Annotated in this window: 10 protein-coding genes; 2 read left to right on the top strand and 8 right to left on the bottom strand. The window is 31.3% G+C overall.

The genetic code is table 11. The features are described from left to right. Positions 1–22: 22 nt before the first annotated feature. Both GFJ94_RS02775 and GFJ94_RS02770 read right to left on the bottom strand, forming a co-directional pair. Positions 23–4,291 carry a hypothetical protein gene (locus GFJ94_RS02775; protein ID WP_153200071.1) on the bottom strand — a complete coding sequence of 1,423 codons (4,269 nt, stop codon included), beginning with the start codon at positions 4,289–4,291 and terminating at the stop codon, positions 23–25. A 73-nt stretch (positions 4,292–4,364) separates the two neighbouring features. Next, entirely contained in the window at positions 4,365–4,961 is a 597-nt protein-coding gene (locus tag GFJ94_RS02770; RefSeq protein WP_153200070.1) for a hypothetical protein, read from the bottom strand. A 143-nt stretch (positions 4,962–5,104) separates the two neighbouring features. Here GFJ94_RS02770 and GFJ94_RS02765 point away from each other — a divergent pair, with 143 nt between their 5' ends. After that, positions 5,105–5,854, top strand: coding sequence for an ABC transporter permease (locus GFJ94_RS02765; protein WP_153200069.1), 750 nt, complete (start codon positions 5,105–5,107; stop codon positions 5,852–5,854). After that, positions 5,851–6,624, top strand: coding sequence for an ABC transporter ATP-binding protein (locus GFJ94_RS02760; RefSeq protein WP_153200068.1), 774 nt, complete (start codon positions 5,851–5,853; stop codon positions 6,622–6,624). Before GFJ94_RS02765 ends, GFJ94_RS02760 begins: the two co-directional genes overlap by 4 nt. On the opposite strand, the gene GFJ94_RS02755 is transcribed toward GFJ94_RS02760, so the two are convergent. The 6 genes from GFJ94_RS02755 to GFJ94_RS02730 are packed head-to-tail and all read right to left on the bottom strand — an operon-like array spanning position 6,614 to position 12,140. Continuing rightward, positions 6,614–7,933 (bottom strand): DUF389 domain-containing protein, encoded by a 1,320-nt coding sequence (locus tag GFJ94_RS02755; RefSeq protein ID WP_153200067.1) that lies wholly within the window; start codon positions 7,931–7,933, stop codon positions 6,614–6,616. The two genes, GFJ94_RS02760 and GFJ94_RS02755, sit on opposite strands and share 11 nt — an antisense overlap. Before the next feature lie 3 nt (positions 7,934–7,936). Then, positions 7,937–8,995, bottom strand: coding sequence for a mannose-1-phosphate guanylyltransferase (locus GFJ94_RS02750; protein ID WP_153200066.1), 1,059 nt, complete (start codon positions 8,993–8,995; stop codon positions 7,937–7,939). Between the two features lie 26 nt (positions 8,996–9,021). Continuing rightward, positions 9,022–9,624 carry a SprT-like domain-containing protein gene (locus tag GFJ94_RS02745; protein WP_153200065.1) on the bottom strand — a complete coding sequence of 201 codons (603 nt, stop codon included), beginning with the start codon at positions 9,622–9,624 and terminating at the stop codon, positions 9,022–9,024. Continuing rightward, positions 9,624–10,463: a Bro-N domain-containing protein gene (locus tag GFJ94_RS02740; RefSeq protein WP_153200064.1), complete on the bottom strand. Its 840-nt coding sequence runs from the start codon at positions 10,461–10,463 to the stop codon at positions 9,624–9,626. The genes GFJ94_RS02745 and GFJ94_RS02740 overlap by 1 nt, the downstream gene beginning before the upstream one ends. A 38-nt stretch (positions 10,464–10,501) precedes the next feature. Continuing rightward, positions 10,502–11,185 (bottom strand): SDR family oxidoreductase, encoded by a 684-nt coding sequence (locus GFJ94_RS02735; protein WP_153200063.1) that lies wholly within the window; start codon positions 11,183–11,185, stop codon positions 10,502–10,504. Next, the gene (locus tag GFJ94_RS02730) at positions 11,175–12,140 is read right to left on the bottom strand and encodes a M20/M25/M40 family metallo-hydrolase (protein WP_153200062.1); all 966 of its coding nucleotides are present in this window, start codon (positions 12,138–12,140) and stop codon (positions 11,175–11,177) included. Before GFJ94_RS02730 ends, GFJ94_RS02735 begins: the two co-directional genes overlap by 11 nt. Positions 12,141–12,195: the final 55 nt, after the last annotated feature.

Here is a 12,195-nt window from a genome sequence, read left to right as displayed (position 1 = left end):
TACTAGTATTTTGCTCAATATATTATTTTGCCACTTTTTTATTAATAATAGTACCATCTTCCAAAGTTATTCTAATACTATATAATTTAGTATCTTCATTCAAAGGTAACGAAAATTCTTTTTGGTTTATATTTATACTATTATGTTTTAAAGCATCTGTATTCATTGAGTAAATATCAAAAACCTGAATACTACTAATATTATTTTTTTCAGAAACTACTTTTAAAACTTTATCATTTGAAATCCAAACCTTAACTAATGAATCTTCTTTTTTATGCTTTGATACAGACACATTATTTGAAAATAATAAATTAAAACGATTTTCTACAATTGTTTCTAAAGAAGTAAAAGAATATGATGATTGGCTTAAATTATGAACAATTCCCAATTGTGTATCTTCTAAGTAAACAGTTTGTGAATTAAAAACACCTCCTTTTTTAGGAATACTTATAGTAAATAGTTGGTTTTGACCTGTTATATTCGTAATTCCTAAAGGCATAACTTTACTTGTTTCAAAGGCATCTTGCACATCAATCAGTAAATCCTCAGTTGTAGATTGGGTGTAAAAATTATATTTTCTACCTGCAATCGTAACAACATCTTCTGTAGGCAAATAACCTGCATTTCCTGAAGGTTTAAAGTAAATCCCTATTTGAGCCGTAAAATCATTTGCATCTGTAAGATTTACCCATAATTTATCACCTGTAATTTGGTTTGTATTGGTTTGATTTACTCTACTACTTTCCATTCTAGAAAAAGTAATATTAGGTTCGGTAGTACGCATGTAATTTCTAAATTGTATGTTTCCTGCCGTAATAATTTCTTCTTGTGGATGAATTGTTGCAGGATTAACAGGTGCTACTTCTGCCGCTATAGGTGCATTTGCAAATCCGCTAAAATCTTTATAGGCTCTTACGAAAAACGATTGTCCTGATGCCAAAATACTACCGCCTGCGAATACTGCGTTATTTTCTATATTTAGAGACATATCTTGTGTGTAAACCGAATAGTTAGCCGCTGTATAATTTAACCCATTAGGGCCTTGATAGGTGCTATTTGGGTCATCTGGTGTGGTAACACGCGTCCAGATGTAAGCGATAGGTTCTATAACCGTATTATTTTCAGCAAAAAACTTATCTAAATCTATAGCACTTGGATAAGGGTTGCCTATTAAATTAGCATTTCTACCACTTAAAGAGTTGTTTTTAAATACAGGCACCTCTACAATACCGTTGTTCATTTCTCCTGTAAACGTAATGGTATAATTAAGGTCTGTTGCTGCAGGAACAGGAGGCCAAGTAGCATAACCACGCCCTGGAATCATTAGGGCATTTTGCTCTAAAGCAGTATCACTTGGGTCATAATCGTCATAATTATCATCATAACCATCAACATCGCCTACAATTGTTGAAAAACGCTTATAGATGTCACAAAATTTATGATTTTGAAACAAATAAAAACGGGTAGGATTAAACATTCCAGTTCCTGAACCAAAATTAAAAATTTGGTTTAACCTTGGGTTAGCTGTATTGTTTGATAAAGGCGAAGACAGGTACACATAATCATAAGGGCCACTTAAATTAACTGTTTGTTTAGTAGCCGTTAATACGCTATTAGTTCCTAAATTAACCAATTCCGTTCCACAACCAAACCCTTCTGTTGGTGTATAGTAACAATCGCGAACCATTACCAAAGACCCTTCGTTTTCAACAATTAATCGCCCAATATTTGGGTCAATAGTTACACTAGTTTGTACTTTTACATTTGTGCTTGAAGCAATTATTAGTGTTGTAAGCTGATTAACAAACAAACTACATGCTTCAAAACTGCCCTCAGTTCCAGTATTGTAACTTGCAAAAACACTAGTCTCTCGCGAACGATCTGGGTTACTCTCAAGAGGATCAAGAAGACCTAAATCATCCCAACCTGAAAGAGTCCATCTCAATTCATCAGTAAAATGTCTTCCTAATTCCCCATTAGTTAAAGTACCTTGTGCTACTTCAAAACTATCGTCATAAATACCTAGAGTTGAAATACCATAACGGTTAAATCCTACCCAATCTTGTTCGTCGTAATCTACACGAGGGAAACCCATAGGTGTACAACTCATACGTACTAAAGATTTATAACTTTCTTGTGTGTATTCTTTAAATAACAAATTACTTGCCGTGTTATCGCCTAAAACATCAACTCTATCGTTATAAGCATTGGCACCATTACTGGTTGAAATAATAATAACATCGTAAATACCATCATATCCTTGAAAAGTATTAAATATTGTTGCGGTTGGTATAATATAAGCAGGGTTTGCTAATGCTGGAGATTTAAACACTTTTACTCCATTAGCAGCAATAGTACCACCTGTTGCTAAATCTATTGATGCTGTTGGTGTGCTTAAATTAGCTGGCGTACCATTGCCATCATACCAAACTAAATAGTATTGTCCTGCGTTTATGGTTTGCGTATTGCTAGCATTTTTTATTTCTACAGCTTTGTCTTTACCACCACCCACATAAACTTGTGAGATGTAAGGAGCTTGGCATGAAATAACTTCAATAGTGTCGGTTATAACTATTTCAGGGCAAGCTACTGGACTTGGAATAGTATAAGTAATTGTATGTGTTCCTACTCCAGCAATACTAGGATTAAAAATATAAGTAGTGCCATTAAAACTTACACCTGCGCCAGTAAAAACTCCTTCTGGAACGCCATTAGTAAGCATAGTATTTAAGTTAATAGGGGTGCTAGAATTACTACAAATCGTTTCTGGTTGTATATCTAAAATAGGATTGAAAACACGTTGTAAACTAACATTATCAACAATACAATACTGTCCATTATTGGTAGCTGCTGTTAAAGTAAAAGCTGCATTACTAATACTACCTATATAAAGAAATTGTTGCCCTCCAACACCAGAATTAAACGTTATAGAAAATTCATCCCAAACATTAAAATTTGTTAATTCATTATCATCATTAATTAAAATGCCTGTAGGATCAATTCCTAAATTAAGATTTCCATTTATATAATTTGCAGGATTACTAAAGTTTGCAGGCAAAATAGTTGATGAAAGATAAGCTTGTATGGTTGGTCTACCACTCCTAAAAACAGTGTGATTTACTCTCGCAACATTAAATGTCAAAGTATAATTAGTATTAGCTAATAAAGGGCTGGTTAATGTAGTTGCCATAACTTCACCATTATTAAATAGAGGAGCAACAGGTTGTCTGAAAATAAACCCTGCATATGCCTGTCCTCCGTTTGGAGTAGTAGTCGTATTCATAGCTATTAATCCACCTGGAATATCTGTTTGTCCCCAAGGACTATTTGCATGATAATAGTCACAAGTCCCGTCTGCAGATTCCCATTGACAAACCTTTGAGTCAAATTGTCCAAATAAATTAGGTATACTGTTATTTATTTCAAAACCACCATTCAAAATTAAGTCACATTCAATTGGTGTTACAGGGCAATTTGCACGAAAATAAATAAAAACATAGGTAATATTTCCCCTCATTCCAGTTAAGCTATTATAAGGTACATAGCTAATTAAGTGAAAGCCAGCTTCTGAAGAAGTTATGTCAACAGGAGTTGATGCATCTCCACTTAAAGTAGAAAAAATAGTTCCACTATGAGTTAAATCTTTTAAACATTCAAAACGTAAATTATTTCCTTTATCATTAATTAATAAATTAGTTATTTGTAATGGTTCATTAGTATTACCATAATATGTATAATTCCCACTTGAATTGAAACCATCGTTAATCCCTGCAACTATATTACCTATAACACTTTGATTATAATTAACATAAGACAAGTTAGAAATTGTTCCATAAGAGCTATTAAAAGAGTAGCCAATGTCATTTAATATATTTCTTTCTTCATTTGAAAGATGTCTTTTTGTAGTTCCTTTTCCAAAATTACTTTGCATTAAATAGTAGTTTGAAATAGGGTTACAATTTTCATTTAATAAATTAAAACTATTTTCATTATTATAACAGTTTGGTGTATACAACTCTAAATTGCTTGTTCCCGAAAATTTAACTGCAGTGTTACAAGCACTAAAATTTAATGGTGCAGCACAATTATTATATAAATTATTAATTGTTCCCGAAAATGTATAACCGTTTAATGAATTGCAGCCGTTATTTGTTATTAAATTTTGATTGCTTCCGTTTTTTAAAAACGTATCAAATCTTGAGTAATAATTAAAATTTGCATCTAGTTTTGAACCACCATTGTTCGAAATTAAACTTGAAAAACCTAAAGCATGCACAGCTTCTCTTAACACATAAGAATACAGGTCATATTCTTTTTTTGAAGCGTTAGTATTTAAATTTGAATTCCATTTTACTCCATTAAATTTAAAATGCTAGAGTTGCGTGATAAAAATTTGCTTGGTCAATAATGGCATTTTGCGATGTGTTTTTGTAAGCGTCTACACCACTTAAAATAGTTTTCCATAATTGATTGTCTGAAATATCAGCAGCATTATTGTTTTTTGGGACATTATAGTAAGATGTTCCGTAACTTATATCAAAATTTTGAGCATTAGGAATTTCATCGATATCTCTAATCCAAATTTTTATTTTTGATGTATTACCTGAATTTTTTAATGGACTATCTATGAAATTTGACAATTCATTGAAAACAGTACAAACCACATTACGTCTTTCAATATGATTTGGATTGTTTGGTAAATTCATTCCAGATCCTTTCTCAAAGTAAATTTCAAAAATACCCGATGTACAAAGTAGTTCGCTAGTAAGAATTTTTGTACTGTCAATTACACTAATTTTTGGTGCAATTAAAACATCTTTTAATTTAAAATGATTTCCATAATTATCGAAAACATTTTCTAACAAACCATTAGGAGTGTAATAATTTTCAGTTTCTGAAAGCGATTGAGCATTGTTTGTAAAACCAATCAGAAACATTAATAATAATAGTAATTTTTTCATACTAGGTAAATTATAAATTTTGACAAAGCAAAAAAAAAACGATTTAACAAAATTTTTGGAATATTTTTTCTTGAAATTAAAATACTCTATTTTTATTTACAATTAACTAAACTAATTAGTATTTTTGAAAATATTTTTAAACTATGATGCTCATTCGCTACTTATCGCAAATAGGAAAATATTTTATCATGTTGAAAGAAATTTTCAACAAGCCAACTAAATGGTCGGTAATGAAACAATTAATCCTTAAAGAAATTGATGACTTGATCATAGGATCTCTAGGAATTGTGGCGTTTATTTCATTTTTCGTTGGAGGGGTTGTGGCTATTCAAACAGCATTAAACTTAACGAATCCGTTAATTCCAAAATATTTAATTGGTTTTGCAACACGTCAATCGGTGGTTTTAGAATTTGCACCTACTTTTATTTCCATCATTATGGCAGGAAAAATGGGTTCATTCATCACTTCAAGTATTGGAACCATGCGTGTTACCGAACAAATTGATGCATTAGAAGTTATGGGAGTTAACTCATTAAACTACTTAATTTTCCCTAAAATAATTGCACTACTTTTATATCCATTTGTAATTGGATTGAGTATGTTTTTAGGTATTTTTGGCGGTTGGATGGCAGCTGTTTATGGTGGTTTTACCAGCAGTCCAGAATTTATTACAGGCTTACAAACAGAATTTATTCCGTTTCATATTGCTTATGCGTTTATAAAAACATTTACTTTTGCTTTACTTTTGGCAACAATTCCTTCATTTCATGGCTATTACATGAAAGGTGGTGCATTAGAAGTAGGTAAAGCGAGTACAGTTTCTTTCGTTTGGACATCTGTAGTTATTATTTTAATGAACTTTATATTAACCCAACTCTTATTAAGCCAATGATTGAAGTAAAAAACATCGTAAAAAAGTTTGGCGAACAAACCGTTTTAAAAGGTGTTTCGACTCGTTTTGAAGCTGGGATGACTAATTTAATTATTGGACAAAGCGGTTCGGGTAAAACAGTTTTTTTAAAATCACTACTAGGTATTCACACTCCAGATAGTGGCACCATTTCTTTTGACGGCAGAATTTACTCTGAACTTTCAAGTGATGAAAAAAGAGCTTTACGAACAGAAATCGGAATGGTTTTTCAAGGAAGCGCTCTTTTTGATAGCATGACAGTTGAAGAAAACATTGGTTTTCCTCTTAAAATGTTTACCAATAAAACACCTGCCGAAATAAAAGAACGTGTAGATTTTGTAATAGACAGAGTACAATTATTAAATGCAAATTTAAAACGTCCGTCTGAAATTTCGGGTGGTATGCAAAAACGTGTAGCAATTGCAAGAGCCATTGTTAACAATCCGAAATATCTTTTTTGCGATGAACCAAACTCGGGCTTAGACCCAAAAACGGCTATTGTAATTGATAATTTGATTCAAGAAATTACGCATGAATATAATATTACAACTGTAATAAATACTCATGATATGAATTCGGTTATGGAAATTGGGCAAAAAATTATTTTCTTAAAAAACGGTTTACTTGAGTGGGAAGGAACAAACAAAGAAATTTTTAAGACCGATAACGAAGCTGTTACCGATTTTGTTTATTCTTCTGAATTATTCAAACGTGTTAGAAAAATGTATTTGGAAGACGATACTATTGAATAGCTTGAACTTTCAATTTCGAATTTTCTGTTTTTACACGTAACCAATTTTGAATTTGATTATTTTCAGATTCAACGTTTTCTGTTTCATCTTTCCATTTAATATAGAATGTAGGGATTGTATCGATTAAATTAAAATTAGATTTTAAAATTCGACCATAAGAAACCTCAACTATATTAGTGTCTATAGCATGAATTTCTTTACTAATACTTTCAAAAACTGCAGCTATAGGATATTGATTATTTGCGATTTTTTGAGAAGTCAGTAAGATTTTTTCATCGTTATTCAGTTTCTTGTTCCCTTCTGATTCTTGGTAATTTTTAATTACATTTATCTTCACATTATCGTAACCCTTATATTTTAATAAAGATTTTAAACTTGTCAAATCTTTCTCGTTGATTTTGTTGCCAATAATAGCAAACGAAATTTCTTGCTTAGAATAATCTTTTTCAATATCAAAAACTAACACTCCATTTTTCTCTTTTTGGTCTTGTATAAAATGACTTATCGTTTGATTAAAATCGGATTGTTTATAAAGTTTATAAAAGAAGAAAACACTTGGAACTAAAATCACAAAAGCTGAAATATAAATAACATTCGAAATTATTTTTTTCCTTTTAGAATCTAAATATTGTTCGAAAGGAAACTTTAAAAATCGAACAATTATAAAAGTCGCAGTAGCAATAAATATTGTGTTTATAGAGAATAAAAACATAGCTCCACCAAAAAAATGCCATTTTCCAGTAGCTAAACCAAATCCTGCTGTACAAAGTGGCGGCATTAATGCTGTAGCAATTGCTACTCCAGAAATTGTAGTTATCGCTTTAGACCTTCTACTAAAAGCAATAATTAATGCTAAACCTCCGGCAAATGCTATTATAACATCACGTACATCCGGACCAGTTCTTGCAATTAATTCGGGAGTTTCGTTTTGAAAAACTGGAATACTAAAATACAAAAATGATGTAATTAAACTTAGTCCAACCATAATTCCGAAATTTTTTACTGCTTTACGAAGTAAAAAAATATCGTTAATTCCTAATGACAATCCAATTCCCATGATTGGACCCATAAGTGGAGAAATAAGCATCGCACCAATAACAACAGCTGTAGAACTCGTATTTAATCCTGCAGATGCAATCAATATTGAAAATATCAAAACCCAAGCTGTTTGTCCTTTAATGGGAACTCCTGCTTTAATATCCTCAATAGTAGCGTTTACGTCAGTATCATCAATAATATTAAAGGTTTCTTTTAAAAAAAACTTGATAGTCCTAATTAAATCTGTTGATTTTTCTTCGTTAACATCCATAAATTAATCTTTTAGTTTTGATACTATTTTCTTAATATCTTGTTCTTTATTTTTAGGATAAATTAGCAATACATTTTCTCTATCAACAATAATATAATCATTCAAACCATCAATAACTACTAATTTTTTAGAATCTGTTCTAACAATATTATGCACTGAATTTTCTACTACTAAATCTGCATTAACTACTGCATTAAAGTTTTCATCTTTTGGTAATTTATCGTACAATGAACCCCAAGTCCCCAAATCATTCCAGTCAAATGTAGCCGATAAAACATAAACATTATTTGCTTTTTCTAAAATGGCGTAATCAATTGAAATATTCTCAGCTAAAGGATAATTTTCACTTATAAACGCTTTTTCATCAGGTGTATTCAACAAATCAAAACCTTTATAAAAATGGGCATACATTTCAGGTTGAAACTTTTGAAAAGCATTTAAAATAGAATTAACACTCCAAGCAAAAATACCGGCATTCCACAAAAAATTTCTGCTTTGAATAAATTTCTGAGCCGTTCTGTAATCTGGTTTTTCACGAAATTGAACCACTTTTTTAATTGGACGTGTATCTAATTTATCAAACTCAATATAACCATAACCTGTATTTGGAAAAGTTGGTAAAATACCTAATGTCATTAACGAATCTTGATATTCACAAAAATTAAAAGTATTTTGAATATTGGCAATAAACTGCATTTCATCCTCAATCCAATGATCACTTGGCGCTACTAAAATTAGTGCATTCGGATCTTTTTTCTTGATTTTTAGTGAAGCATACAATATACATGGAGCTGTATTTCTCATTGCTGGTTCTAAAACAACTTGATCGGGTTTAATTTGAGGTAATTGTTCTAAAACAATATCATTATAAGCTTCATTTGTTAAAATTAAGATATTTTCATTAGGCATAATTTGTGCTAATCGCGAAAATGTTTTTTGAATTAGCGTTTCACCGGTTCCTAACATATCGTGAAATTGCTTAGGAAATTCGGTTGTACTCACAGGCCAAAACCGAGAACCTACTCCACCAGCCATTAATATTGCGTAATAATTTTTGTTCATTTTTGAAAGATTGTTATGTTGCTTATCTAATTTGGCAACAATTCTACTTCAGCATTAGGTTGAAACAAATACAAGCGTCCAGAACTTATTTCTAAACATTCATATCGTTTTACGCGTAATGCTATTTTCTTAAAAATTTTCCCATTGTGAATTCTAAAATGACTTCCCATTGGAATTTCAAAGATATAATTTTTATCGGTTTCTTTTTGGTCAAATTGTTTTAACGCAATCGCTAATTTTGCATCTGTATCGCTACTTGCTTTTGGATTTCTAAAATGTTTAGCTAAAAGTGGTAAAATTTGATTTGGAAATATTTCTGGACGAATAAAAGGCACCATCAAACGTTGAAAAGTGAGTTTCCATTGTTCACCGTGTGGTTTTATGTTTCGACCGTACTTTTCAAAAGCTACCAAATGCGAAATCTCATGAATTAATGTAATTAAAAACCGGTATTTATTCAAACTCGCATTTACCGTAATTAAATGATACCCTTGCGCATCTTTTCGATAATCGCCATGACGAGTTTGACGTTCATTGACGATTTTAAGATGCACATGATTTGCTTTGATTAACTCAAAACAATGATGAACAGCGTGTTCTGGGAGGTATTTTTGTAAAACTTCGCTCATTATTTTTTATTCTCTGAGCTTTTAGACTTTAACATCAGCTTTGCATTCGAACTTGTAACCACTTTTTGACCCGTTTTAGCTTCCAATTCTTTTCTTGCAACATTCGCAACATTTCCACCTTGCTTAGCAACGTTTATATTATCTTCGAATGTGTCTGGATTTACTGCTTTTGAAATATCTTTTGTAGACGCTTCGGCTAACATATTTAAAATCAATTCGGTATTGGTCATGTTATCACGAAGATTCTCCTTTTTCAAACCTTTCAAAATTTTATATTCTTTAGTGGTTTTTCCCGACCAAGATTGAGTAATGATATCGGTTAAAATAGCAAATTGTTGCCCTTCTTTAATTCCTCTGCCTTTCCACTCATCAGTTAATTCCTTACGAATTTCGATGCTTTTTAATCGCTGGTTAATCCAATTTTCGGAATATCCTAATTGTAAATATTGTTCTAAAGCTCTATCAATAGTTAGCTCGGGATCTTGCATTTCATCTAATCTTTCAGATGCAATTTGAGCCAGCCACAATTTAAAAGGTTCTGCTTTTGGTGATGGAATCGATTGAATTAATCTAAAAAGTTGCTCTGTATCTGCAACATCTGTTTTATAAAATTTTCCATCTGAAGACTGCATTTTCAGTTGACTACAATTTGTAGCCAACTGACTTCCTTCTTTTTTTAGTCGAAGTTTTAAAACACTCCAATACTTTCTTGGATTAACACTTTCTGTTAAAACTTCAATCACATCAATAATTGAAATATACCATTTTTCTTGTTCTGCATCCCAAGTGGTTCTTACTTTTTTGTCTTCAAATAGCTGAATGGCGTTTACTTTTGTCATGGTTATATAAATTTAAATGAAATTACAATTTACGAAAATTATGGCGTAGTTGATGAAACTTGCAACACTTTTCCGTTGTAATATTTATTTCCAGTTAAGGCAAAATTGAAAATATAATCTCCCATTTCTTTAGCTGAAAGTGATGCTTCGTAACCTGGAAACGCTTCTTGTAACATTTCAGTATTTACAGCGCCAAGTGCTAAAACATTAAAAGCAATACCTTGTTCTTTGTATTCTTCGGCTAACAATTCTGACAACGTAATTACCGCTCCTTTACTTGATGAATAAGCAGCTAAACCAGCGAATTTCATGCTTCCTTGAATGCCACCCATCGAACTAATCGTCACTACATGACTTCCTTTTTCCATGAAAGGAATACAGATTTTTGTTAATTCAGCCACTGCAAAAACATTGACTTTGTAGATATTTTGAAATTCCTCTGAAGTAATTTGCGTGAATGGTTTATGCAACAAACTTCCAGCATTATGAATTAAAACATCTACTTTTTTCCAAGTTTGATTGATGAAATTTTCAACTTGAAGTAATTCTTCTGGATTTGAAATATCAATTGACAAACACGTAATGTTTGGATTTTCGATTAATTCTTTTGGTGTTTTTCGGGAAATGGCCAACACTTGATGTCCAGCATTTGCAAATTGCAAGGCTAATTCGTAACCAATTCCGCGAGAAGTTCCCGTTATGATGATGTTTTTATTTTTCATTTAATTTGATTTCCTTTTTAGGTGCATTAATCATTTTTTCTAAAACCGGAATTGTTTTCGAAATTACATTAGCCATGTGTTTTGTATCCATCAATTCAAATTCATCATCAGGTTGGTGATAAAATTGAAAATTTTCAAAATCAAATGTTGAAACCGTTTGTGCTGGCACTTCAAATTCTGTAAAAAACGGATAATTATCAGAAGCTCTAAATAACATATACTTGGTTTCTATTGGCAAATAACCCACTAATTTTTCTCCTGCATATTCATTCATTTTTGTAGCCATATTACTTCTACCAAAACCTGTTAAATAAAAATCCATGCCTTTATCTTTCATTGGAACACCAATCATTTCAAAATTGAACATGAAATACAAATCCATATTTTGCTCTTTCAATTTAGCTGCTATATATTTCGAACCTAAAAGTCCTTTTTCTTCTGCAGAAAAGAATACAAAAAGAATACTACGCTTGTTGTTTTTAAACTTTGCGAAATATTTGGCAACTTCAGTTACTGCCGTAGTTCCGGTTGCGTTATCATTTGCTCCGTTTCCAATATTATCACCATTAACCGCTGCAATTTTCCCAATATGATCATAATGTGCACCAATAATTACAAATTCATTTTTTAATTTTTTATCCGTTCCTTCGATGTAACCAACCACATTGTAAGAGGTTTTATCGTAATTTGATAACGTATCTCGATAGGTTTTAAAATACGGCTTGATTCCGTTTTCTTTTAATAAATTTTCAATATAAATCGAAGCTTTTTCTATTCCTTCACTACCCGAATCTCTTCCTTCTAATTCATCGGAAGCTAAATAAGATAGTGTTTTAATAACATTTTCTTCTGAAACTTTGTAGGAAACAGGACTGGTTTGATTTGTTTTTTCAGGTTGTGGTTTTGATGCACATGAAAACAATACGAATATCAATAAAAATAAGTAATAGCGCATAAATTTAGTTTTTAGTAAAAATAAAAAAATCCCGATTTAAATCGGGATTTTGTAT

This window comes from Flavobacterium sp. LMO8 (assembly GCF_009495755.1).
GTDB lineage: Bacteria > Bacteroidota > Bacteroidia > Flavobacteriales > Flavobacteriaceae > Flavobacterium.
The sequence above is the reverse complement of the archived record's forward strand: the minus strand, read 5'-3'. Positions and strand labels throughout refer to the sequence as shown.